The sequence below is a fragment of the Stenotrophomonas sp. S4 genome (assembly GCF_054187805.2).
On sequence record NZ_CM196188.1, the window covers coordinates 1,355,116 to 1,379,379 of the forward strand.

At 66.1% G+C, this 24,264-nt stretch carries 21 protein-coding genes and 1 pseudogene; 5 read left to right on the top strand and 17 right to left on the bottom strand.

What is annotated here, in order from left to right:
* Nucleotides 1-35 precede the first annotated feature (35 nt).
* From ACUZUJ_RS06215 to ACUZUJ_RS06275, 13 genes and pseudogenes are all read right to left on the bottom strand, one after another.
* A pseudogene (locus tag ACUZUJ_RS06215) lies at nucleotides 36-395 on the bottom strand (bleomycin resistance protein).
* 167 nt (nucleotides 396-562) lie between these two features.
* Complete coding sequence (locus tag ACUZUJ_RS06220) at nucleotides 563-1,447, bottom strand: arginase family protein (protein WP_101765151.1); 885 nt, start codon at nucleotides 1,445-1,447, stop codon at nucleotides 563-565.
* Between the two features lie 3 nt (nucleotides 1,448-1,450).
* Nucleotides 1,451-2,515: a GNAT family N-acetyltransferase gene (locus ACUZUJ_RS06225; RefSeq protein WP_458220108.1), complete on the bottom strand. Its 1,065-nt coding sequence runs from the start codon at nucleotides 2,513-2,515 to the stop codon at nucleotides 1,451-1,453.
* A 28-nt stretch (nucleotides 2,516-2,543) separates the two neighbouring features.
* Nucleotides 2,544-3,944, bottom strand: coding sequence for an aspartate aminotransferase family protein (locus ACUZUJ_RS06230; protein ID WP_458220107.1), 1,401 nt, complete (start codon nucleotides 3,942-3,944; stop codon nucleotides 2,544-2,546).
* 64 nt (nucleotides 3,945-4,008) lie between these two features.
* Nucleotides 4,009-4,725: an MtnX-like HAD-IB family phosphatase gene (locus ACUZUJ_RS06235; RefSeq protein ID WP_458220106.1), complete on the bottom strand. Its 717-nt coding sequence runs from the start codon at nucleotides 4,723-4,725 to the stop codon at nucleotides 4,009-4,011.
* Nucleotides 4,726-4,893: 168 nt separating this feature from the next.
* Nucleotides 4,894-6,102, bottom strand: coding sequence for a DegT/DnrJ/EryC1/StrS family aminotransferase (locus ACUZUJ_RS06240; RefSeq protein ID WP_458220105.1), 1,209 nt, complete (start codon nucleotides 6,100-6,102; stop codon nucleotides 4,894-4,896).
* Between the two features lie 10 nt (nucleotides 6,103-6,112).
* The gene (locus ACUZUJ_RS06245; RefSeq protein ID WP_075674983.1) at nucleotides 6,113-6,511 is read right to left on the bottom strand and encodes a DMT family transporter; all 399 of its coding nucleotides are present in this window, start codon (nucleotides 6,509-6,511) and stop codon (nucleotides 6,113-6,115) included.
* Nucleotides 6,508-6,867, bottom strand: coding sequence for an EamA family transporter (locus ACUZUJ_RS06250; protein ID WP_006425769.1), 360 nt, complete (start codon nucleotides 6,865-6,867; stop codon nucleotides 6,508-6,510). The genes ACUZUJ_RS06245 and ACUZUJ_RS06250 overlap by 4 nt, the downstream gene beginning before the upstream one ends.
* Before the next feature lies 1 nt (nucleotide 6,868).
* Entirely contained in the window at nucleotides 6,869-7,705 is an 837-nt protein-coding gene (locus ACUZUJ_RS06255) for an alpha/beta hydrolase (RefSeq protein ID WP_100471695.1), read from the bottom strand.
* 80 nt (nucleotides 7,706-7,785) lie between these two features.
* Nucleotides 7,786-9,165 (bottom strand): sensor histidine kinase, encoded by a 1,380-nt coding sequence (locus ACUZUJ_RS06260; protein ID WP_458220104.1) that lies wholly within the window; start codon nucleotides 9,163-9,165, stop codon nucleotides 7,786-7,788.
* Nucleotides 9,162-9,845, bottom strand: coding sequence for a response regulator (locus tag ACUZUJ_RS06265; protein WP_008265770.1), 684 nt, complete (start codon nucleotides 9,843-9,845; stop codon nucleotides 9,162-9,164). The genes ACUZUJ_RS06260 and ACUZUJ_RS06265 overlap by 4 nt, the downstream gene beginning before the upstream one ends.
* A 134-nt stretch (nucleotides 9,846-9,979) precedes the next feature.
* Nucleotides 9,980-11,107, bottom strand: coding sequence for a metallophosphoesterase (locus ACUZUJ_RS06270; protein WP_458220103.1), 1,128 nt, complete (start codon nucleotides 11,105-11,107; stop codon nucleotides 9,980-9,982).
* Nucleotides 11,108-11,180: 73 nt separating this feature from the next.
* Nucleotides 11,181-11,630 carry a winged helix-turn-helix transcriptional regulator gene (locus ACUZUJ_RS06275; RefSeq protein WP_458220102.1) on the bottom strand — a complete coding sequence of 150 codons (450 nt, stop codon included), beginning with the start codon at nucleotides 11,628-11,630 and terminating at the stop codon, nucleotides 11,181-11,183.
* 77 nt (nucleotides 11,631-11,707) lie between these two features.
* Between ACUZUJ_RS06275 and ACUZUJ_RS06280 the strand changes: the two genes are divergently transcribed.
* Nucleotides 11,708-12,925, top strand: coding sequence for an MFS transporter (locus ACUZUJ_RS06280; RefSeq protein WP_458220101.1), 1,218 nt, complete (start codon nucleotides 11,708-11,710; stop codon nucleotides 12,923-12,925).
* 107 nt (nucleotides 12,926-13,032) lie between these two features.
* Here ACUZUJ_RS06280 and ACUZUJ_RS06285 read toward each other — a convergent pair whose 3' ends face one another.
* Nucleotides 13,033-14,448, bottom strand: coding sequence for a GGDEF domain-containing protein (locus tag ACUZUJ_RS06285; protein WP_458220100.1), 1,416 nt, complete (start codon nucleotides 14,446-14,448; stop codon nucleotides 13,033-13,035).
* Nucleotides 14,449-14,734: 286 nt separating this feature from the next.
* Here ACUZUJ_RS06285 and ACUZUJ_RS06290 point away from each other — a divergent pair, with 286 nt between their 5' ends.
* Both ACUZUJ_RS06290 and ACUZUJ_RS06295 read left to right on the top strand, forming a co-directional pair.
* Nucleotides 14,735-16,984: a TonB-dependent siderophore receptor gene (locus ACUZUJ_RS06290; RefSeq protein WP_430345179.1), complete on the top strand. Its 2,250-nt coding sequence runs from the start codon at nucleotides 14,735-14,737 to the stop codon at nucleotides 16,982-16,984.
* Nucleotides 16,985-17,164: 180 nt separating this feature from the next.
* Nucleotides 17,165-18,145, top strand: a complete 981-nt coding sequence (locus ACUZUJ_RS06295) for a cation diffusion facilitator family transporter (protein ID WP_458220099.1) — start codon at nucleotides 17,165-17,167, stop codon at nucleotides 18,143-18,145.
* A gap of 38 nt (nucleotides 18,146-18,183) precedes the next feature.
* On the opposite strand, the gene nfi is transcribed toward ACUZUJ_RS06295, so the two are convergent.
* Nucleotides 18,184-18,858, bottom strand: a complete 675-nt coding sequence (nfi, locus tag ACUZUJ_RS06300; RefSeq protein WP_458220098.1) for a deoxyribonuclease V — start codon at nucleotides 18,856-18,858, stop codon at nucleotides 18,184-18,186.
* A 94-nt stretch (nucleotides 18,859-18,952) separates the two neighbouring features.
* Here nfi and gpmA point away from each other — a divergent pair, with 94 nt between their 5' ends.
* Nucleotides 18,953-19,702, top strand: a complete 750-nt coding sequence (gene gpmA / locus ACUZUJ_RS06305) for a 2,3-diphosphoglycerate-dependent phosphoglycerate mutase (RefSeq protein ID WP_014036448.1) — start codon at nucleotides 18,953-18,955, stop codon at nucleotides 19,700-19,702.
* Nucleotides 19,703-19,797: 95 nt separating this feature from the next.
* Here gpmA and ACUZUJ_RS06310 read toward each other — a convergent pair whose 3' ends face one another.
* Nucleotides 19,798-21,255 (bottom strand): ATP-dependent nuclease, encoded by a 1,458-nt coding sequence (locus ACUZUJ_RS06310; RefSeq protein ID WP_188488494.1) that lies wholly within the window; start codon nucleotides 21,253-21,255, stop codon nucleotides 19,798-19,800.
* Nucleotides 21,256-21,431: 176 nt separating this feature from the next.
* Here ACUZUJ_RS06310 and ACUZUJ_RS06315 point away from each other — a divergent pair, with 176 nt between their 5' ends.
* Complete coding sequence (locus tag ACUZUJ_RS06315) at nucleotides 21,432-23,525, top strand: M13 family metallopeptidase (RefSeq protein WP_049446341.1); 2,094 nt, start codon at nucleotides 21,432-21,434, stop codon at nucleotides 23,523-23,525.
* Between the two features lie 92 nt (nucleotides 23,526-23,617).
* Here the strand turns inward: ACUZUJ_RS06315 and ACUZUJ_RS06320 are convergent, their stop codons facing one another.
* Entirely contained in the window at nucleotides 23,618-24,235 is a 618-nt protein-coding gene (locus ACUZUJ_RS06320) for an HD-GYP domain-containing protein (protein WP_049446339.1), read from the bottom strand.
* Nucleotides 24,236-24,264 lie beyond the last annotated feature (29 nt).

Sequence of the window (24,264 nt, forward strand, 5' to 3'; positions counted from 1 at the left end):
ATATGTTTCGTATATCCAGCTCAAGGCCGCCCGGTTCAGCTGGCGTCGGTGGCGAAGCGCAGGCGGTTGCCGTCGGGGTCACGCAGCAGCATCTCGCGGCTGCCCCATTCGGTGTCATGCGGCGGCTGTTCGATGGGGACGCCTGCGGCACTGAAGGCGCGGTGCAGGGCGTCGACGTCCTCGACGATGAAGTACACCGCGCCGCCGACTTCGCAGTCGCCGCTGTGTTCGGTGAGGAAGATCGTCTGGCCGTCGCGGGTGAGCTGGGCGAACAGCGGGAAGCCGGGTTCGAAGCGGTGTTCCCAGTCGACCACGAAGCCCAGCCCCTGCACTTAGAACGGCAGGGTGGTATCGGCATGGCGCATGCGCAGTTGCGGAATGACGGTCTGGGGCATGGCGAGGGCTCCTGGGGCAGGCGTCCAGTGTAGTGCCGGCCGCTGGCCGGCATCCTCGTGAGCCCGGGAACAATGAGGTTGCCGGCCAGCGGCCGGCACTACCGACGCTGCCTGGGGCTGGTCGTTGCCAACCAAGGCTGGCCAGCAGCCGGCACGACCGGACGCGGTCAGCAGGCCGTCGGCACCGAGGCCATCGCCGCCAGCAGTTCGCGGTTCACCTGCTGGTGCCGTGCCTGCCACACCGGCAGATCGTCGGCGCTGATGTCGGGCTGTCCATCCAGCGAGGACAGCCAGCGCTTGAAGCGGCTCCGATAGTTGGCCAGCGACACTTCGCCGGTGATGTCACTGCCGACCAGGCCGCCGGCACGCAGCGCTTCGATCACCACCAGCGCATGTTCCAGCTGGAAGCGGCCCTGGTCCCAGTTGCTGCGGGCGACGTCCTCGGCGAACACATCCTTGTCGATCGACAGGTAGGTCGGCTGTGGCGACTTCGCCTGCTCTGCAGCGAACGCGGCCACCAGCGCTTCGGGATGCTCGAAACGGCGGAAGGCGTGGCGCATGCCGAGGCGATGCCCCCAGCCCACGTCCACGTCCATGCACCAGTAGGTCAGGCGACCGCCGATCAGCGGGCGCCAGTGGTTCTCCCAGGCGTGGCCGAGGCCGATGTCACTGGAGGTGATGCCCAGCACATGGATGTGCGAGATCTGCGGCAGCTTGCTGGCCGCGTTCACCCAGGAACCGCAGTGCATGCCGAACGGGAAACGCATGTTGTCCGGATGGTTGTCCAGCACCACCAGCTGGAACGGCTCCTGCGCGCGCATGCGACGCAGCAGAGGCAGGCTGAGATGATGGAAATCACCGCTGCCGAGCATCACCGTGCCGAGCTGGGCCGGCAGCGGTGCCAGCACTTCAGCGGCGAAACGGTCGAGGGTGGCATTGCTGCAGGCGAAGCGCAGTGGATCGTGCCACTGCGGCAAGGCCAGGGTCTGCGCCTGGGGCAGCGGCAGCACGCCACCATCCAGGTCCAGGATCAACGGGGAACGCAACGGCATCGTTCAACCGCCTCCATCAGGTTCGCCCTGCAGGTACGGGGCCAGCCTGCGCAGGGCAGCGCGCAGCAGCGGGGAGCGTGCGTGGATCGCGTGCCGGGTGGAGGTGAAGCGGGCGCCGAGCTCGGCCTTGATCCGCGAGTCGGTCCAGCCGGCCACGTAGTGGCTCAGGCCGTGCTGCAGCGCGTACTCGAGGTTGTGCATCCAGCTGACCGCGTACAGGTTGTGCTCGCGCGACTGCGGATAGGCCAGGCCGATGTACTTGTCCACCAGCTTGCCGGCATGCACGTAGCACAGGTTCCAGCCGATCAAATGGCCCTGGTGGCGGTACAGGAACATGCGTCCCTGGCCCAGGCTGTCGGCCAGCAGGTACTGGAAATAGGGCAGGTCGAGCTGGTCGAAATGCACCGCGCTCTGCGCGTACACGCCCAGGTACAGCGCATACAGTTCGGCCTGCAGCTGCGGGTCGGCCAGGGCCGGATCACCGGTGGTGATGCACTCGATCTGCAGCTCGTCACGCGAGCGCAGCTTGCGCCGGATGTTCTTGCGGCGCGAGGACGACAGGCGTCCGAGATAGCCATCGATCGAATCGAAATCGATGGCCACCCAGGCCAGCGGCATGCCTTCCAGTTCGACGAAGCCGCGTGCCAGCAGCGCCTGCAGGAAGGCACCGCTGTGTGCGTTGGCGGCGTCGTCCAGCAGCGGCGAATCGATCGCCAGGTCCTTGACCACCAGCAGCCGCGTATCGCCGATCGCGTGACGCGTCACGTCCTCGGCCAATGCCTCCGGTGCGACGTGCGCGGGCAGCGGGGTGTATTCGGTGCTGGTGGCACCGACGAAGCGGGTCTTCCAGGTGATCCATGGCCGCCACAGGCGCGACAGCGGCAGGCCAAGCAGCTTGCCGCGCAGGTCGTCGTCCATGGTGGTGGTCAGGTCCAGCGGCGCACGGAAGGTCGGCAGGCCGCTGGGAAGGCGGCCCGCCTCGAATCCGAGCGGCGGGTGGGCCAGGAAGCCCTCCAGCAGCGCGGCCGGTTCCAGCGCGGTGCTGGACGCGCGTGACGTCATCTCCATCGGCACGGGAACCGGCAGCGCATCGACCTCAGCCCTTGGCCTTGGTCAGCGCCTGGTCGAGCAGGGTGATCGCCAGGTCGATTTCTTCGCAGCTGATGTCCAGCGACGGCGCGAAGGTGATCACGTTCTTGTACCAGCCACCCACGTCGAGCACGAGGCCCATGCGCTTGCCGTCGTGCAGCAGGTCACCGGCCAGGCCGATGTCGACCATGCGGTCCAGCAGTTCCTTGTTCGGGGTATAGCCGTCGGTCTGGCAGATTTCCGCACGCAGGGCCAGGCCCAGGCCGTCGACGTCGCCGATTTCCGGGTGGCGCTTCTGCAGGCCGCGCAGGCCGTCGAGGAAGTACGCGCCCTTTTCCGGCACGGTGCGCTCGTAATCCATTTCCTTGCCCAGCTTCAGCACTTCCAGGCCGAGGCGGGTGCCCAGCGGGTTGGAGTTGAAGGTGGAGTGGGTGGAACCCGGCGGGAACACGGTCGGGTTGATCAGTTCTTCGCGCGCCCACAGGCCCGACAGCGGGTTCAGGCCGTTGGTCAGCGCCTTGCCGAACACCAGCACGTCCGGGGTCACGCCGAAGTGCTCGATCGACCACAGCTTGCCGGTGCGCCAGAAGCCCATCTGGATTTCATCGACCACCATCAGGATGCCGTACTTGTCCAGCACGCGCTTGAGGCCGGTGAAGAAGTTGCGCGGCGGGATGACGTAGCCGCCGGTGCCCTGGATCGGCTCGACGTAGAACGCGGCGTACTCGGCCTGGCCGACCTTGGGATCCCACACGCCGTTGTACTCGCTTTCGAACAGGCGCTCGAACTGCCACACGCAGTGGTCGGAGTACTCGTCCGGGGTCATGCCCTTCGGGCGACGGAAGGGGTACGGGAACGGGATGAACATCGCGCGCTCGCCGAAGTGGCCGTAGCGGCGGCGGTAGCGGTAGCTGGAGGTGATCGACGACGCACCCAGGGTACGGCCGTGGTAGCCGCCTTCGAAGGCGAACATCAGGCTCTTGCCGCCGCGCGCGTTGCGCACGATCTTCAGCGAGTCTTCAATGGCCTGCGCGCCGCCGACGTTGAAGTGCACGCGGCCGTCGAGGCCGAACTTCTCGTGCATGTCCACGGCAATGGTCTTGGCCAGCTGCACGCGGGTCGGGTGCAGGTACTGGCTGGCGACCTGCGGCAGGGTGTCGATCTGGTCCTTCAGCGCGTCGTTCAGGCGCTTGTTGCTGTAGCCGAAGTTGCAGGCCGAGTACCACATCTGCAGGTCGAGGTAGGGCACGCCCGCACCGTCGAACATGTAGCTGCCTTCGCCGCGCTGGAAGATCTTCGGCGGGTCGACGTAGTGGACGGTGTCGCCGAAGGAGCTGTAGCGGGCTTCGTCGGCCAGCAGCTGCGCGTCGGAGGCAGCCGAATCGGCGTTCTTGTCAAAAATGTTCATGCAGTTCGGTTCCGTGAAGGACGTTCGAAAGGGGTAACGGGGGAGCGTGCCTGGAAGGGAGTACTCAGGCGGTGGCCAGCAGCAGGGGCAGTGCGGCGGGCTGCGGGCTGGCGTCGAGGCGACGTGGCTGCAGCAGGCTGCCATCGAGCAAGCGCGGCAACAGTGCGATTGCATCGTGGAAGGTATCGATGGCGGCATGCTCGATGCCGGCATGGGTGCAATGGGTGATCAGGCGGCGCTTGGCGAATACGAAGTCGGCATCCTCGGACACGCAGAAGTCCGAACTGCCGTCGCCGATCATCAGCACGCGCGGTGCTTCGTTGGCACGCGCCTGCGCGGCGCAGGTGCACTTGCAGGTACCGCTGCGGCACCCCTCGGCCTGGTAGGGCGACTCCAGTTCCCAGTGGTCTTCGCACCAGCGCAGGTGGTTGGCCACCACCGGCAGCGGCGGCAGGCCATGGTTGGCGAGGATGCGGTGGATCGCATAGTCCAGGCCGTCGCTGACGATGCGCAGCGGCAGGCCCAGCTGCTCGGCGCGGGTGACGAAGGCGGCGAAGCCCGGATCGATCTGTACCTGGTCCAGGTGTGTGTCGAGCGTGGCCGGGTCCAGCTTCAGCAGCCGCACCTGGCCCTGCATGCATTCACGCGAGCCGATCTTTCCCGACTTCCACTGGTCTTCCAGTTCCTGCCAGCCCGGCTGGCCGTACTTCTCCAGCAGCGAGTCGATGACATCTTCGAGGCTGATGGTGCCGTCGAAGTCACACAGGATGCTCCAGTGCATGGGCAGGTCCGTCGATGAGAAAGGCGTCCGGCACGGTGCCGGGGCAGGCTCAATGTAGGCAGGCAGCCTTTCTCGTTCCTTTCCTGTTGAAAGGCTGCACTGCGGGGTGGGGAAAGTGTTCAGGAATCGAACATCCTGAATGGGCGCAATGCCCGGAAAATAGCCGTTTCAGGGCTGCGCGGCGGCCAGCGCCTGCAGGATCTGCGCGGTCTCTTCACAGGTCTGCCAGGCGCTGTTGCCGAGGGTCAGCATGCGTGCGGCGAAGTCGCGCGCGTTCGGCATGTCGTCCTGCGGCACGATGCCACGCAGGTAGGCGTAGTCGGGCAGGGCATGGATGAACATGCGGCTGGCACCGAGGCCACGCGGCCACAGGTCGTCCAGTGCGGCATCGCGCGCGCGCTGGCTGGGCAGCAGCAGCATCAGCATCGGCCAGGTGCCGCCGGTACCGGCCAGGCCATCGACCACCTCCACCGCCGGCAGCTGTGCCAGCTGCACGCGCAGCTGCAATGCGCGCAGGCGCCCGGCCTGCAGGAACGCCGGCAGCCGCCGTGCAGCATGGGCACCGATGTTCTGCCGCCAGTGGCTGACCCGGTGCTGCGGGATGTCCAGCGGAAAAACATCGCCGACCGCTTCTTCCAGATCACCGCGTTGCAGTGCGCTGCGCAGTGGATTGCCGTACACCAGCGACAGCAGCGAGGGGCGGTAGCAGGCGGCAAGGCCCAGCAGCTGCACGCTGCGAAGCAGCTCCCAGCGCAGGCTGAAACGGACCTGCTCGGCCGCATGTTCGGCCAGCGCGGCACGCAGTTCGTCATCGCGGCTGACCAGCAGGCCGCCTTCGTGCAGGCTCAGCCCCTTGCCGGCGGCCAGGCTGAAGAATCCGATATCGCCACGCAGGCCGACACTGCTGTTGCCGACCCGGGCGCCCAGCGCCTGAGCGGCATCTTCGATGACCCAGGTACCGGCGCCATGCGCGATGTCGGCGGCCAGTTCAACATCGGCGATGCGTCCGCCGAGGTGCGTGGGCAGGATCGCCAACGTGCGTGCGTCGGCCAGGCGCGAGAGCTGTGCCGGATCAAAGTCGAAGTGGCCGCGGCGGGTATCACACAGCTGCACGCGCAGGCCGAGGCTGTGCACCGCGATCGGCACCAGCGGGCAGGTGTAGGCCGGCAGGATCACGGTATCGCGCTTGGGCGCACGCTTGCGCAGGGTGCGCAGCGCGATCAGCAGCGCGTGGGTGCCGGAACAGGTCAGCTGCAGCGGCGGTGTGCCGAGTTGGTTGGCCAGGATGTCACGCAGGTCGCCGCCACCGGGAAGGAAGTCGCTGGCCTGCATCGGCAGGCCGGCGGTCGGAGGCAGTTCGCGCGCGAACAGGCTCATCGCAGCCCGCTCACGAGGTGCTTTCGGCGGGGCTGTGCGGGTCATCCGCTTCGGCGCGGCCGAGGCAGACGATGCCGGCCACGATCAGCACCGCGCCCACCAGGTGGTGCAGGGTCAGCGGTTCGTTCAACAGCCACGCCGACAGCAGCAGCACACTGATCACTTCCAGGTGCGAGGCCGCGAAGGCAGGGCCGATCGGAGCGTGGCGCAGCAGGCTCATCCAGGTGAAGAACGCGCCGACGTAACCGAGGATGGCACCGTATACCCACGGCTGCGACAGCACGCGCAGCAGCCAAGCGGTGTTGGCCTCGACCGGCAGGGCGGCGTCACCGGCGTACTTGAAGCACAGCTGGGCCAGCGTGTCGAAGGCCATCAGCAGCGGAAAACCGATCACATACAGGCGCCTCATGAGCCGGCCCCCACCACCGCCACGCCAGCAGTGACCAGCAGCATGCCGGTCACCCGCAGCGGCGTGAGTTTCTCGCGGAACAGGAAGCGGCCGGCGATCATCAGCGCAACGATGTTGATCGAGCCCAGCAGCACGCCCTTGGACAGCGGCACCAGTGACAGGAACGCGATCCAGGCAACGAATTCAAGCACGTAGCAGGCGATGCCGATCCACAGCCAGGGGCGGCTGAGCATGTGTTTCCAGCGTTGCAGTCCTTCGCCGTCCTGCGGGTCGCTGGCGGCGGCCTTGAAGGCGAGCTGGCCACCGGTATCGAGCACGACATTGGCCAGCCACAGCAGCGTGGCGAGTGCCCCCATCTCAGGCCACCGCCTTGAGGACGCCGCTGCGTTCACCGATTTCGGTGAAGAAGCGCGCGCTGCGGCGGATCACGTCGCGGCGTTCGCGGTCGATGGTGATCATGTGGTAGCTGTCTTCCAGCACCACCAGTTCCTTCGGGCCGCTGACCCGCGACATCACCAGCTCGGCATTGCCCATGCTGGCCACGTCGTCTTCGCGGGCGTGCATCACCAGGCACGGCGCAGTGACCTGGTGCAGGTGGCGGCGGGTCCAGTTGCTCAGTGCACGCATCTCGGCCAGCGCGTGCCAGGGGTTGCCCGGCAGGCCGGCAGCGGCGCTGTCGCCGGACAGCATGGCGGCGCTGACCTGCGCGCGCAGGCGCTCGTCGCGCAGGCCGTAGGGTGGTTCTTCCATGAACATGCGGTCGCGGCCGATGTTGAAGCGCTTGAACCACGGTAGCAGGAACGAGAAACGGGCCACGGCGGGGATGTTCCAGCCGTCGTAGCGGAAGGTGGCGCCATACACGCCGACGCCGGACACCCACTCGGGGCGGCGTGCAGCCAGTGCCAGCGACAGTACCGCGCCCATCGACAGGCCGCCGACGAACAGCTGGTCGACCTTGCCACGCAGGCTCGCCGCCGCATCTTCCACGCCCTGGTACCACTGTTCCCAGGTGGTCGCCAGCAGGTCATCCACGGTGCCGCAATGGCCGGGCAGCTGCACGCCGTGCACGGTGAAACCGGCGTTGTTCAGGCCCTTGCCCAGCATGCGCATTTCCGCCGGGGTGCCGGTCAGGCCGTGGACCAGCAGCACGCCCTGCGGGCCACCGGGGAGGAAGAAGTCGTGCGATTCGGTCACCTGGCGGCTCCGGGACGGCAGTGGGGATGGTCAGGATCGCAAGCGCGATTTTCACCAGCCTTTCAGCGCCCCGGTCCGGGTCAGGGGGCCTTCAGCAGCGGCAACGTGATGGCGACCTTCAGGCCCCCACCGGCGCGGTTGAGAAAGGTCAGGCGGCCGCCGAAGTGCTCCACCGCTTCGTGGGCGATGGCCAGGCCCAGGCCGGTGCCGCTGGCCGCGGTGCCAGGCGCACGGAAGAAGCGCTCGCCCAGCCGTGGCATCACGTCCTCGGGCACGCCGGGGCCGTTGTCCTCCACGTACAGTTCGACGTCATTGTCATCCAGCGCATGCACGCCGACCGTGACGGTCGCATCGCGGCCGGCATAGCGCAGGGCGTTGTCGATCAGGTTGTCCAGTGCTTCCTGCAGCTGGGCACCGTTGCCGAGCACGCGCAGCGGGTGGGGGCTGCCGCGGTAGCCCAGATCGATGCCATCGCGGATCGCTTCGGGCACGCGCATGCCGACCCATTGCGGCACCAGCTCGCACAGGTCCAGTGCCTCCACGGTATCGGGCACGGTCTGCGCACGGCTCAGCGCCAGCAGCTGGGTGCTGACCCGCGCGGTGCGCTGGTTGAGCCGACGGATGTGCTGCAGTGCCTCGCGCACCGTGTCCGGGTCGCCATGCGCCAGCGCCTGGTCCACATGCAGAGCCATGCCGGCCAACGGCGAGCGCAGCTGGTGCGCGGCATCGGCGATGAAGCGGTTCTGCAACGTGATCATTTCCGCCTGGCGGGCAAACAGATCGTCGATGGTGCTGATCAGTGGCTGGATCTCCTCTGGCACGTCGGCATCGGAGATCGGTGCCAGTTCGCCGCGGCGCTGCGCCAGGCGGGTCCTGAGCGGGGTCAGGATGCGCAGGCCATAGGTCACGCCGAACCAGACCAGCGCGGCGGTACCCAGCGCCAGCATGGTCATCAGGGGGATGATGATCATCAGGATCTCGCGCGCACGCTGTCGGCGGTCGGCCATGCTCTCGGCCACGGTCACCGCCAGCTGGTCCTGCGGATCGTTCATCGCCTGCGTGCAGACGGTGGCCATGCGCACCTGCTGGCCATTGAGGTTGCCGTCGTACAGCGCCGGGTGCACACCGGTGCAGTCCTGCGAAGGGGCGTACGGGCTGAAGTCTGCATTGCCGCTGAGCGTACCCATGCGGCTGCTGTCGACGTTGAAGTAGCGATGGCCGTCGGGGTCGTACTCGATCAGGAAGCGCGCCTGCGGAGACAGGTCGCTGGTCACCGGCATGGTGCTCAGCATCTGCGCGAACGAGTGCGTGTCGTCGATCAGGTTGCGGTCGTGGATGCGGTTGGAATAGTCCAGCGCAACGTAGTAGGCCAGGATCGTATTGAAAGTGAGCAGGCCCAGCATCGGCAACGCCAGGAAGGCGAGCAGGCGCCGGCGCAGGCTGGGCGGTCCACTGATCACGGGGCGCTGTCGTCCTGCGCGTCTTCCAGCATGTAGCCCAGCCCGCGCACGGTGCGGATGCCCATGCCGCCGGGTTGCAGCTTGCGGCGCAGGCGGTGCAGGGCGATGTCCAGGCCGTTGTCGGTCAGGTCCTGGCCCCAGTCGCACAGCGCCTCCACCAGCTGCGCGCGCGAGACGATGCGCTCGGCGCGTACCGCCAGCGCCGACAGCAGGCCGAACTCGCGCGCGGTCAGTTCCAGCGACTGGTCGTCGATCCACACGCGGTGCCCGGCCAAGTCCAGGCGCAGGCGACCGATGCGCAGGTCCGGGTTGCCATTGCTGGTGACCCGGCGCAGCTGTGCGCGCACGCGCGCTTCGAATTCGTCCAGTGCGAACGGCTTGACCAGATAGTCGTCGGCACCGAGGTCGAGCACGCGCACGCGTTCGGCCAGGCCGTCGCGGGCAGTCACCACCAGTACCGCCAGGCCATCGCCGCGCTGGCGCAGGCGCTGCAGCACGTCGCGCCCATCCAGTTGCGGCAGGCCCAGGTCCAGCACCAGCAGCGCGTACTGGGTCGAACCCAGCGCGGCGTCGGCGTGCGCGCCGTTGTCGACGTGGTCGACCACGTGCCCCTGCCGGCGCAGCGAGGCGCACAGGCCGGAGGCGATATCCGGGTCGTCTTCAGCAATCAGAACGCGCATGCGCGGGGGCTCCTGTAACGGTCAGGCCCACCGGATGGACGGGGTGGGCCTCTCTCGGCTGCCGAGGGTAGCCGCAAACCGGGTGAAGGTGGAGCGCGGCGCCGCCGCCCGGGGCTGTCGCGCTGTCCCGCCATTCAGTCCTGCAGGCCCGGCTCGCCTTGTGCCAGCGGCACCCGTGAGCCGTCCAGCAGGCCGCGGCTGAGCCTGCCATCCTCGATGAACAGCAGTTCGCCGTTCTCGCCGTTCTTGATGCTGCTGTCGATGGCGATCACGCGGTCGCCATGGAAGCTGCTGACGTGCGGCATCGAGGTGTGGCCGACCACGATGCGCTTGAGCTGCAGGCGGTCGAGCACGGTCTGCACACCCGCGGTGTCGAGGCGGCCATCGAAGTAGCCGCGGTACCAGATCGGGCTGGTCTTGCCGTCATACAGCGGTGCGGTGGCCGGGTCGGCCTTCACTTCGGCCTTTGGCAGGCCCAGCGAGGCTTGATAGGCCGCGTTGGTGCGTGCCGGGTCCAGCGCCAGCTGCACCGCCTCGGGCGAGATGCCGCCATGCAGGAACAGGGTATCGCCGATCTTCAGCAGCACCGGGCGTGTGCGCAGCCACTGCCCGATCACCGAGTCGGCGCCATACAGCTGCGGATAGCTGCGGCCGAGCAGCTGGGCGCTGCGCAGGTACTTCGGGTTGACGTAGCGCAGGTCGTCGTACAGCACCATGGTTTCGTGGTTGCCGAGCACGAAGTGCACTGCGCCACCGGCGGCGGCGGCCTGCTGCTGCAGGCCATACAGCAGCCAGAACGCCTCGGTCACCTGCGGGCCACGGTCGAATACATCGCCGGCGATGACCAGGGTGTCCTTGCCCAGTGCCCAGCGGTCCTGGGCGTCGATGACCTGGTGGGCGCGCAGCAGGCGCACCAGCAGCCCGTACTGGCCATGGATGTCGGACAGCGCGACGATGCGCGGCGCGGCCGGCAGTACGGAAATCGAAGGTACATTCGGCGCGGCCACATGCACGGCGTGCTGGTAGCCGCAGCGTGGGGCGATGTCGGTGCCGGCGGCCTGCGTGGCCAGCGTGCGCGACTCGACCTTGTCGTCGCAGATCCACTTGGCCTGCAGCTGGTCGCCCTGGCGGAACACATAGGGGCCATCGGCCTGCACGTGGTCGGCGGGCGCGGCAACCTCGCGGGCCTGCGTGGCTCCGGCGCCGCAGGCCAGCAGCGGCAGCAGCAGGGCGGTCATCAGGGAAGGGCGATAGCGCGGCATCGGCGGCGTCCGGCGGCGGAAACATCCGATGCTAACCGGCACGGCCGGATCGTGGTGTGCGCGAATGGGCGGATCAGGCGCCGCGCCCGTCGTCCTTGAGCTTGCGCACGCGGGTCGCGGCGGCCTGCAGGGGCTGACCGTCGCGCCCGTGCGGCTGCATGTAGGGCAGCGGTCGCCGCGTGCTGGATTCGATCAACTGCGAATGGGCTTCACCGGCGCCGAAGCGATGGCGTTCTCCCCACTGGCGCAGCGCGACCAGCAGCGGGAACAGTTCCTGGCCGGCGTGGGTGAGCACGTATTCCTGGTAGGCCGAGCCATCGGAGGCCGGTTGCAGTTGCAGGATGCCGGCCTCGACCAGCCTGCGCAGGCGATCACTGAGGATGTTGCGCGCCGCGCCGACGCTGCGCTGGAAGTCGCCAAAGCGGGTGATGCCATCGAAGGCATCGCGGATGACCAGCAACGCCCAGCGGTCGCCGAGCAGGTCGGCGCTGCGGGCGACGGGGCAGGGACTGTTGGCGTGCATGCTGGGGCCTCCGGATGTGGTTGCAGTTTAAAACCAATGGCGATAGCCTGCATCAAGTTTCAAATTGCAACCACATCATGAATGCCCCATTGATTTCCCGCCCATTGCTGGTCCTGCTCGCGGTCGCTGCCGGCGCCAGCGTTGCCAACGTCTACTACGCGCAACCGCTGCTGGAGCGGCTGGCGCAGGCCTTCGCACTGGACCGTGCCGTGGCGGGCGCAGTGCTGGCGGCAACCCAGGCCGGCAGCGTGCTGGCATTGCTCGGCCTGCTGCCGTTGGCTGATCGCGGTGACCGGCGACGTCTGCTGCGGCTGCAGTTGATGGCGCTGGTGCTGGGCCTGCTGTGGCTGGCGGCTGCCCGGACTGCGGCATGGCTGTTGTCGGGCATGCTGCTGGCCGGCCTGCTGGGCACCGCGCTGACCCAGGGGCTGATCGCCTATACCGCCTCGCTGGCGCCGCCGGAGCAGCGCGGCCGCGTGGTGGGCGTGGTGCAGGGCGGTGTGTTCATCGGCCTGTTGCTGGCGCGCGTGGTATCGGGCGCGGTCGCGGCCACCATCGGCTGGCGGGCGGTCTATCTGCTGTCGGCAGCGATGATGGCGGCCTTGGCCGTGCTGTTGTGGCGGCGCCTGCCGGCGGTGCCGGTACCGGCGGTACCGCCGCGCTGGTCCGCACTGCTGGGTTCGATGCTGGGCATGCTGCGCCGGGACCGCAGTCTGCGCGAGCGTGGGCCGCTGGCGTTGCTGCTGTTTGCTGGCCTCAACGTGTTCTGGGCGGCGGTGCCGATGCCCTTGTCGGCGCCTCCGCTGCAGTGGTCCACCGCGGCCATCGGTGCGCTCGGCCTGGCCGGCGTAGTGGGCGCATTGATGGCGGCGCGGGTTGGGCACTGGATGGACCGCGGTTTCGCCGATCGGGTCAGTCTTGGCGCGTTGCTGCTGATGCTGGCCGCGTGGTGGCCGCTGCTGGGCCTGCCGCAGTCGCTGTCGTTGCTGCTGTTGGGCGTGATCGCGCTCGACCTCGGTGGGCAGGCACTGCACGTATCGAACCAGGCGCTGCTGCTGCGTGCACCGGCAGAACAGCATGGGCGCCTGGTGGCGCTGTACATGCTGTTCTATGCGGTGGGCAGTGGTGCCGGTGCGGCTGCCGGGCCCTGGATGCAGGCCCGGCATGGCTGGCCTGCCGTGTGCCTGCTGGGTGCAGGCATCGCGTTGCTGGCATTGCTGTGGTGGGCCGCGTGGCGGGTGGTGGCGATGAAAGCAGCGGCTGGCTCCCGTATCGGTAGTGCCGGCTGTCGGTAGAGGCGACTGTTGGTCGACTGCACTTCCCGCGGATCGCGAAAAGCCCGCGCTGCGCGCGATAGTCGACTGGCAGTCGACTCTACCCCTCGGTTACCGTCCGCGCTGGATTACCGTTGCAGCGCGCGCCGTCCCGGGGCTTCCTGCAGGTCCGCACTGGCCACCACCACGCGGTTGCGGCCACTGCGCTTGGCCTCGTACATCGCTGCGTCGGCACGTGCCATCAGCCGTTCGTAGTCCGGGTGGCCGTCATGGCCGGCCACACCGATGCTGGCGGTCAGTGACAGTACCTGGCCATTGGCCAGTGCCACCGGCGAGTGTGCGATCTGCCGGCGCAGGCTCTCAGCGATCACCGAGGCCTGCGACTCGCTGGCCGCGACCAGCACCACCACGAATTCCTCGCCGCCATAGCGGAACAGGTAGTCGCTGCCGCGCGTGAGCTGGCCGAGCAGGCCGGCGACGTGCTGCAACGCGCGGTCGCCGGCATCGTGGCCGTGGCCGTCGTTGATCGCCTTGAAGTGATCCAGGTCGAGCAGCAGCAGCGAGAACGGCGTGCGGTTGCGCGTGGCCAGTTCGATCTCCCGGCGCAGCACGGTAGGCAGGAAGCGGCGGTTGAGCAGGTTGGTCAGGGCATCGCTGCCGGCATCCAGTTCACCGATGCGCTCGAACAGCAGCGTCATCAGCGTGCGGATGGCGGCCAGGTCCTCGCGGATGGCCGGCAGCACCGCCAGTCGCTGTGGTGGAGCATCGTGGCTTGCCCGCTGCAGGTTGCTGTCGATGCGGGCCATCAGCTGGCCGACCTGCTGGGTCTCGCTGCTCTCGCCGAAGCTGGGGATGCCCTTGTGGGTGAACCACAGGCCGAACTCCGATGTGGCCAGGCTGGCGCTGTCGCTGGCCTGCACATGACCGGCCAACGCGTAGAGCAGGGCGTTCTCCCAGTCCAGCAGCAGTGCGCGCTGGCGCTCGCGTTCGGTGCCGACGTTCTGCACCAGCGAGAACAGCCGGTACGCAGCATCGGCACGGGTCGAGCGCTCGCGGGCGTGGGTGTAGGCCAGGGTCATGCCTTCCATGGCGATGTCCATGATCGCGCTGAGGCAGTCGATGGCGGCGAACGCGGTGGCGCTGTCGGGCGCATCATCGCGCAGGCGCACGAACAGCTCGTGCTTGAGCACGCGTGCGCCACGGGTCACCAGATCGACCGGAATGCCGACCCGGGCATGCACATCGCCGATCACCCGCTGCGAGGCGACGGTGGCGGCAATGCCGTCGGCATCGGTGGTCAGCAGCTGCACCAGCCAGCGCTGCATGGCTGGCTGCAGGCGCTGCTTGACCTGATCGTGGGACAGGAAGCGGCGTGCACGTCCGTCCTGCAGCAGTACTTCGTAGAAGCGTTGGGCCAGCGCCGGCGGGGCATCGGCGGCGGCGGCGTGCAGCAGCGCGGTGGCGGCAGGGCCGGCCTGTTGCAGGCAGTGTTGCCAGGCCTCGGCCAGCGGCTGGCTGGCATCGTCCAATTGGGGTGGTTCCACGTCGATCTCTGACTGCGTACGGCAAACCACGGGTATCGGCCGCGGCGGCATACGGTTGATGGCGGGTTAGCCGGTCAGTTTACGCGCGGTGCAGGGTTGCACAGTGCGCAAAGCACATCGGCGTCGCTGCGGCAATGAGTGAACGCATTTGAGAATCACTCGCATTGATGGGAGAATGCGCGCACGGATCGGACCGCAGGCGACTGCAGGACTGTTCCGCCTCCCCCTCGTCGTTGCCTCAAGCCCTTTGCCAGAGGCCCCGTTGCCCTGCCAGAAGGTCCAGATCATGTCTCCTGCCGTTGTCCTTTCGCCGCGCCCGCTGGCGCTCGCTGTTGCCGCCCTGCTGGCGGGTAGCGCCCTGACCGCCCAGGCTGAAACCGACGCCACCGATATCGACACGGTGCATGTCACCGCCTCGCAGATCGCCCGCCAGGCGTTGGGCACTTCGACCATCACCGCCGAGGACATCGCCAAGCGCCCGCCGGCCAACGACATCGCCGAACTGCTGCGCACCATGCCGGGCGTCAACCTCACCGGCAACAGCGCCTCGGGCCAGTACGGCAACAACCGCCAGATCGACCTGCGCGGCATGGGCCCGGAGAACACGCTGATCCTGGTCGATGGCAAGCGCATCGGTGCGCGTGACGCCGTGCGCATGGGCCGCAGCGGTGAGCGCAATACGCGCGGCGATACCAACTGGGTGCCGGCGGAAATGATCGAACGCATCGAGGTGCTGCGCGGCCCGGCGGCGGCGCGCTATGGCTCCGGTGCATCCGGCGGCGTGGTCAACATCATCACCAAGCGCCCGACCGGCGACCTGACCGGCGCGGTCGATCTGTACGGACTGGTGCCCGAACACAGCGCCGAAGGCGGCAGCGAGCGCGTCGGCCTGCAGCTCAGTGGGCCGATGACCGACACCCTGTCGTTCCGCCTGTACGGCAACCTCAACAAGACCGACGCGGACTCGCTGGACCTCAACCGCCAGTACGCGACCAACCCGAACGCGGTGCCGCCGGCTGGCCGCGAGGGCGTCAAGAACCGCGACGTCAACGCGTTGCTGCGCTGGGACATCACCGCCGACCAGGTGGTGGAGTTCGAAGCCGGCACCAGCCGCCAGGGCAACATCTACGCCGGTGACCGCGCCGTCAGCACCACCGGCACCTCGACCGGCATCGACCTGGCCGCCCTGGCCGAGGGCAAGGCGGAAACCAACCGCATGTACCGCAATACCGGCGCGATCACCCATCGCGGACGCTGGGGCGATGTGACATCGCGGGTGACGGCCGCAGTGGAAGCGGTGAACAACTCGCGCATCAATGAAGGCCTGGCCGGTGGCCCGGAAGGCAGCTTCAACGGCACCGACTGGTCGACCTCGCGCCTGCGCAACTACCAGCTGGATGGCGAAGTGAGCTTCCCGACCACGCTGGGTGGCGCCGAGAACATCTGGACGTTGGGCTTTGAATACCTGGACAGCCGCCTGACCGACCCGTATTCGATGAGCCAGTCCAGCAGCAGCGGCGGCGGCTTCCCGGGGCTGTCGGCCGACCGTGCGCGCGGCAAGGCCGATGCGCAGACCACCGCCGTATTCGTGGAAGACAACATCTACCTGGGTGAGCGCTGGATCGTTACCCCGGGGCTGCGCTTCGACCACCACAGCCAGTTCGGCAACAACACCAGCCCCAGCCTCAATGCGCAGTTCCGCATCAACAGCGACTGGGTGGTGAAGGGCGGCATCGCGCGTGCGTTCAAGGCGCCGAACCTGTACCAGTCGAACCCGGACTACTTGTACTACACCCGTGGCAATGGCTGCCCGAATGCACTGCCGAGCCTGGGGGCCGGCTGCTACATGCGCGGCAATGCGGACCTGAAGGCCGAAACCAGCATCAACAAGGAACTGGGCATCGAGTGGGCGCCGCAGAGCGGCTGGCAGGCGTCGCTGACCTACTTCCACAACGACTACAAGGACAAGATCCAGGCCGGCTACGACCAGATCGGCCTGACCGCCGATGGCCGCGGCCGCATCTTCCGCTGGGAGAACGCGCCGAAGGCGATCGTGCAGGGGCTTGAAGGCAACCTGGTGATTCCGCTGCTGGGCGAGCAGGGCAGCCGCCTGAAGTGGAGCAACAACTTCACGTACATGGTGGAGAACGAGAACAAGAGCACCGGCCAGCCGCTGTCAGTGATCCCGAAGTACACGATCAACACGATGCTGGACTGGCAGGCCACCGACAAGCTGTCGGTGCTGCTGACCGGCACCTTCTACGGCAAGCAGAAGCCGGCCACCACCAACATCAACAACGATCCGCGCTGCACCGGCAGCTGCGATGCGTCGATCGCACTGCAGGACCGCGGCGCCTACAACATCTGGGGCGTGAGCGCGCGCTACAAGGTGACCGAGACGGTCAGCTTCGGCTTCGGCGTGAACAACCTGGCCGACAAGCGCCTGTTCCGCGAGGCCAACAGCAGCGATGCCGGCGCGGCGACCTACAACGAGCCGGGCCGCGCGTACTGGGCCAGCCTGCGCTTCGGGTTCTGACCGCACGCGGACGTCGGTCCGCTGCGTTCGCCAGGCGCGGCCTGGCGCTGCCGGCCACGCTCCGGTAGCGCCGGGCCATGCCCGGTGAGGGACCGCGTGGCCTGCAATGTTATAAACACCGTAATAGTCTCCCCCGCCAGCACGGCGTAGCCTGCACCGCATCGCAAAGGAGCTGTTGCCATGGGCCACGACCACGATCACCTGCCATCCGAGATCCGTCACGAGAAACCCTTGTGGTGGGCACTCGGCCTGACCTCCACCTTCCTCGTCGTCGAGGTGGTGGGCGCGTTCTGGACCAACAGCCTGGCGCTGCTGTCAGACGCCGCGCACATGGCCACCGATGCGTTGGCGCTGATGATCGCGCTGGTCGCGGTGCGGCTGAGCCGGCGCCCGCCGGACGCGCGCCGCACCTACGGCTATGCACGCCTGGAAGCGCTGGGCGCGATGATCAACGGCGCCATGCTGTTCGTGGTTGCCGCCTACATCCTGTGGGAGGCGGTTGGTCGTTTCCGCGAGCCGCAGGAGATTGCCTCCTCCGGCATGCTGGTGATCGCCGCCGCGGGCCTGGTCATCAACCTGATCTCGATGCGCCTGCTGCAGGCGGGCAGTGGCGAGAGCCTCAACGTAAAGGGCGCCTACCTGGAAGTGTGGGCGGACATGCTCGGTTCGGTGGCGGTGATCGCCGGCGCGTTGCTGATCAAGTGGACCGGCTGGAAGCCGATCGACCCGATCCTGGCGGTACTGATCGGTTTGTGGGTACTGCCGCGCACCTATGTGCTGATGCGTGAGGCGATCAACGTGCTGCTGGAAGGCGTGCCCAAGGGCATGGACGTGGCCAAGGTGCGCGACAGCCTGTCCAGCCATGCCGCCGTGCTGGACGTGCATGACCTGCACGTGTGGGCGCTGGCCTCCAGCACCCCGGCGCTGACCGCGCACATCGTGATGCGCGACGGCACCGATGCCGATGCGCTGCGCCGTGAGCTGGGCGGGCGCCTGCATGATGACTTCGGTATCGAGCACGTGACACTGCAGATCGAAGCGGACCACTGCGGCGAAGCCTGTGGTGAGCCGGCGCCGGCCAAGGGCGGCGAGCACGAGGGCCATGAAGGGCATGACCACGGCGAGGACGCGCAGGGCCATCGCGGCCACTTGCATCGTTGATCGAGGATGACGACCGCGCCGGGCGGTGCCCGGTGCGGTCATTCGTCGCGCCGCGAGGCCAGCCGGTCCGCCAGCCGGGTCGGCTCCGGCAGCCGGTAGCCGCGCAGGGTGCGCTGCACCCAGTCCAGCGCGGTATCGGCACTGACCCGATGGCCGCCGGCCACGAACAGCGGCTTGCAGCGCAGCTTGCTGCGCAGCACCCAGCCCAGTTGCTCATCGCCATCCATCAGCGGCGTATGTGCGCCGGCCTCGGCGCCCGGTTCGACGAAGCGGCCCACCAGTTTCGACTTGGCCACGCCGATGCTTGGCAGGTCGGTGACCACACCGAGGTGAGCGGCCACCCCCAGCCGGCGCGGGTGGCTGATGCCATGGCCATCGACGAACACCAGGTCCGGTGCGCGCGGCAGCAGCGCCAGTGCGGCCAGCAGTGCCGGCAACTCGCGGAAGCTGAGCAGGCCGGGGATGTAGGGCATCACCGTGGGGATGCGCGCGACCTCCTGCGCCACGGGCTGCAGCGTCTCCGCATCCAACAACACCGCCGCGGCGCGGGTGATGGCGCCGCCCTCTTCAAAGCCGACATCCAGCCCGGCCAGCCAGCGCACCGTGCGTGGCAGCCGGTCCTGGCGCTCCACGCGGCCTGCCAGCTGGAGCTGCTGCGCGCGTGCCGCGGCGACGCTGCCTTCCCAGCGCCCGGGGTCGATCACCGTATTCATTGGTCACAGCATCGCATGCGCGGTGCCACGGCCCGGTGAGCGGCGCCCGGGGCTACAATGGCAGCCTGCCTTTCCTCGCGTTGGAGACCCTGCAGTGACCCGTAAACTCGTACTGTTGCGCCATGGCCAGAGCCAGTGGAACCTGGACAACCGCTTCACCGGCTGGGTCGATGTCGATCTGACCGAGCAGGGGCGCCGGGAAGCGGCCGCCGCGGGTCGCCTGATGCGCGAGGAAGGCCTGCAGTTCGACGTCGCCCACACGTCCGTGCTCAAGCGCGCCATCCACACCCTGCAGGGCGCACTGGCCGAGCTGGAGCAGGACTGGCTGCCGGTGAACAAGTCCTGGCGCCTCAACGAGCGCCACTACGGCGGCCTGCAGGGCCTGGACAAGGCCGAGACCGCTGCCAAGCACGGCGAGGAGCAGGTCAAGGTGTGGCGTCGTTCCTACGACATCCCGCCGCCGCCGATGGACCTGGAAGATCCGGGCCACCCGATCCATGACCGTCGCTACGCCGGCCTGGACCGCAACGCGCTGCCGGGCACCGAATCGCTGGCCACCACGCTGGATCGCGTGCTGCCGTACTGGCACGACGCGATCGCGCCGCAGCTGAAGGACGGCAAGACCGTGCTGGTCACCGCCCACGGCAATTCGCTGCGCGCGTTGTACAAGTACCTCAACAACGTCTCGCGCGAGGAAATCCTCGAGCTGAACATCCCGACCGGCATCCCGCTGCTGTTCGAACTGAACGATGATCTGACCGTGCAGTCGTTCCGCTACCTGGGCGACCCGGAAGCGGCGCGCAAGGCCGCTGAAGCCGTGGCCAACCAGGGCAAGGCGAAGTAAAGAAGCAGAAGGCCGGCGCAGGCCGGCCTTTCTATAGGTTATGTTCTTTTGCTTGCGTGCCTATGGTTGGTTGTAATATCGGCCTGCAATTCGAGTTATTGATTTACAATTTTTTCAATATTATCGCCGAACTTGTCGAATGATACTGATTGCATCAAGTCGTCCGATAATTTTTGCACGAACATGAGTTCTTCAATGCCTCTTTGTTCGAGATTCTTTCTTAGTCTGAAATAGAATTTTTTGTCAGGCTGTTCTACTTTTTTTCCGCTATAGTGCGTGTTGTGCTCCGCAATTAGCGAATCCAATGATTCGAGTTGGAAGTATTTGTCGTTTACCGTCCTCTTGAGAATTGGATCCTTTCCTTCGTATATGGCGCTATACAAGAGCTTTTCAATACTTTTGATTGGGAGGAAGAGCTTTCGTAGGTCAGGATGATTTTTGGATGCTTCATTCTCTACATCGCCATCCAATATGCTGAATACCTGTCTGCCGACTCCTAGTACATTCCCCCGCAGTAGGTCTTGCTGCAAGGTTAGAACATTTTTCCATCCGCCAGCAGGGACTACGTGAATCAGCTTGCTGGCAGAAAGGCCGCGATTCTCAATTACTTTTTCGACCAGAGTCTTTGCGAGAATGTCTTCAACCAATAGGAGGAAGTCAAATCCATCATGCCTGTAGACGTCGCGAATCACGTAGCTCGGAAAACCTGGATTCACTACGTCAACTATGCCGAGATTGTTTTCGATCTTGTAGATGTTCTTTGGCTTTATTTTTCTTATCACTTCGGGCGAGTGGGACGTCAGAATGACAGTAAGATTGGCCGACGTGTGGACCAGCTCCTCCATTAGGTCAATAAAGCGGCTTACTGCGATTGGATGTAGAGCAACCTCAATTTCGTCGATGAGCACAAGGATTGGTTTGTCTGGTGTAAGTGATCGTCTTACGATCGCGTTGTATACGAAGTGGAGGAGCGAAATTAGCAGGCACTCGCCTGAGCTCATTCTATATTGACTAATCAATTTTCCGTTTACGGAATTGAAATACGGTGTGCTTGCGAATCCGAGCTTCGCCGAAATGTTTTTGTTCTTTATTCTCTTTAAGTTCGGGTACTTGTCTTTTGATCCACTTAAAATGAAGCTAAGCTTTTCTTTGATGTAGTCGTCTGCGTCAACTATTTCCTCATCCTTGATGTTGCCGTCACGAAGGTGCGAGTCAACGGTTCGAGAGTCGTTGAATCTGGTGCCGTAGAAGAGGCTCCCCTCGTACATTCCATTTACGGATACATTTTTCTTGGGGACTTGCCATTTCGCCGATCCTAGCCAATTATCAGTCTCGTTATCTAGTGAAATTTGAACTCTGGACGATTGATCATAATCCTCATCTCCGAGTGATTCGAGCGATCGTTTGATGGATTGTGATAGCGCAAGGAGGATTGTGCTTTTTCCTGATCCGTTGCTTCCAACGATCAGGTTAAGGCTTTTCTCAAGAGGGAGTTCGAGTTTCGCGTATTTTATGTTTTTTACATTTTCGATAGTGATTGAAAGTTCTTTCACTTGTGCATTCCTTGCGCTCTCGGTTGGTATGTTCGGCAGGAACTGAGACTATCCGGAATTCCTTCCGTAAGGAAGTTGCAAAATCTAGGGTGCTTTTCAGCCCCTGTGACCTTTGGCCGGTCCCCCGCACCGCCGCGTCCGCTACGCTAGACGATTCGCCGTCGGAGAGAGACTCCATGAACGTCCGCAACCTGGTCCCGCTGGGCCTGACCATCGCCATCGCTGCCTCGCTGGCGGCCTGTGGCAAGAATGAAACCGCGCCGGCGGCCAGCGCCGACGCCAAGCCGGCCTTCGACCTGTCGCAGATCAAGACGCCGCTGATCTCGCTCAACAGCGCCGATCTGGATCCGGCCATTTCGGCCTGTACCGACCTCAATGGCTTCGTCAACAGCAAGTGGCTGAAGGCCAACCCGGTGCCGGGCGACCAGACCACCTGGGGCAGCTTCGAGATCCTGCGCGAGCGCTCGCTGGAAGTGCAGCACGCACTGGTGCAGCAGGCCGCGGCCAGCCAGGCCAAGGCCGGCTCGGTGGAAGCCAAGATCGGTGACATCTGGAAGACCGGCAACGATGAAGCCAAGATCGAAGCCGCCGGCCTGGCGCCGCTGCAGCCGCAGCTGGACAAGATCACCGCGCTGAACGACACCGCCGCCATCACCCAGTACCTGCGCGACAGCCAGGCCGAGGGCAAGGGCGTGCTGTTCTCGCTGTTCGCCAATGCCGACTACAAGGATTCGGCCAACGTCATCGCCTATGTCGGCCAGGGCGGCCTCGGCCTGCCGGAGAAGGGCTATTACTTCGATGACGCTCAGGCCAAGATCCGCGATGCCTACGTGGCCTACATCGCACAGGTGCTGACCCTGTCCGGCGTGGACGCGGCGCAGGCCGCCGAGCAGGCCAAGGCCGTGATGGCCTTCGAAACCCGCCTGGCCAAGGCCTCGATGTCGCGCATCGAAATGCGTGACCCGGCCAAGCGCTACAACCCGCTCAGCGCCGCCGACGCCGACAAGCTGACCCCGAACTTCAGCTGGACCGCGCTGTTCGACACCCTGAAGGTGCCGGCCGCGCAGAAGTTCTCGCTGGCCCAGCCGGGCTTCTTCAGTGAAATGGACAAGATGCTGGCCGATACCATGCCCAGCACCTGGCAGGCCTACCTGCGCTTCCACACCATCGACGACGCCTCGCCGTACCTGAGCAGCCAGTTCGAGAAGGCCAACTTCGATTTCTACGGCACCACCCTGCGTGGCCAGAAGGAAATGCAGCCGCGCTGGAAGCGTGTGCTGGAGTCGGTCAACGGTGGCATGGGCGAAGCCCTGGGCCAGCTGTACGTCGACGCCGTGTTCCCGGCCGAATCCAAGGTGGCCATGCAGCACCTGGTGGAAAACCTGTCGCAGGCGCTGAAGGCGCGCCTGGAGCAGCTGCCGTGGATGGGCGAAGAGACCAAGAAGAAGGCCCTGGAGAAGTGGGCCAGCTTCACCCCGAAGATCGGTTACCCGGACAAGTGGCGTGACTGGGCGGGCCTGCAGACCAACGGCGACAGCTACCTGGGCAACATGCAGGCGGCGCGTGCGTTCAACTACCGCTACATGCTGGACAAGATCGGCAAGCCGGTGGACAAGACCGAGTGGGGCATGACCCCGCAGACCGTCAACGCGTACTACAACGCCACCAAGAACGAGATCGTGTTCCCGGCCGCGATCCTGCAGGCACCGTTCTTCGACGCCAAGGCCGATCCGGCGCTGAACTACGGCGGCATCGGTGCGGTCATCGGCCACGAAATGATGCACGGCTACGATGACTCGGGCAGCCAGTTCGCCGCCAACGGCAACTTCGACAACTGGTGGACCGACGCCGACCGCAAGGCCTTCACCCAGCGTACCGACCAGCTGGTCGCGCAGTTCGACGGCTATGAATCGGTGCCGGGCGTGTTCGTGAAGGGCAAGCTGACCCTGGGCGAGAACATCGGCGACCTGGGCGGCCTGACCGTGGCCTACGACGCGCTGCAGATGGCGCTGAAGGAAGACCCGAAGGCGAATGTCGAAGTGGATGGCCACAGCCAGGACCAGCGCTTCTTCATGAACTGGGCCACCGTGTGGCGCCGCAACTTCACCGATGGTGAGCTGCGCGTCCGCCTGAACACCGACCCGCACGCCCCGGCCAACTTCCGTGCCAACGGCGCGCCGTCGAACATGCCGTCCTATGCCGCTGCGTTCCAGTGCAAGGCCGGCGACGCGATGGTGCGTGCCGACGACAAGCGCGTGGTGATCTGGTAATCGATCATGCGTGATGCGTGATGCAGAAGGCCCGGCGAATGCCGGGCCTTTTGTTTGCGCGGTTGGTGGCGCCGGGCGGTGCCCGGTGGATCTCAGGCCAGCTCCGGCTCCCGTGCCAGCATGCGATGGAAGCGCTGCAGCACGTAGGGGTCCACCAGCCCGCCGGATTGCGCTTCGATGATCCGCAATGCGGTTTCGTGCTCCATCGCGTCGCGGTACGGGCGCACGCTGGTCATCGCATCGTAGGCATCGGCGATGGTGACGATGCGCGCGCCCAGCGGGATGGATTCGCCGCGCAGCCCATCGGGATAGCCGCTGCCATCGAAGGCTTCGTGATGGGCGCGGATCAGTCGCGCCACGGGCGCGGCGTCGCTGCGGCCGGTGGCCAGGAAGATATGCTCGCCGCGCACCGGGTGCTCGCGCATGATCGCGCGCTCCTCATCGGTGTGCCGGCGCGGTGCCAGCAGCACATCGTCGGGAATGCCGATCTTGCCGATGTCGTGGAAGCGCGCGGCCAGGCCGATCTGCGCACAGGCCTCGTCATCGAGATCGCAGTGCGCGGCAAGGCGCTGCGCGAACAGGCCGACGCGGTCGCAGTGGTGGCGGGTATAGGCGTCGCGCATCTGCAGCGACATCGAAAGGGCATCGATCAGGCAGGCCTGCGCGTGCAGCAGGTCGGGGGCGGGTACGGCGTCAGGAAACATGGTCATCCGCCCGCACCGGGTGGGGACCGGTGCGG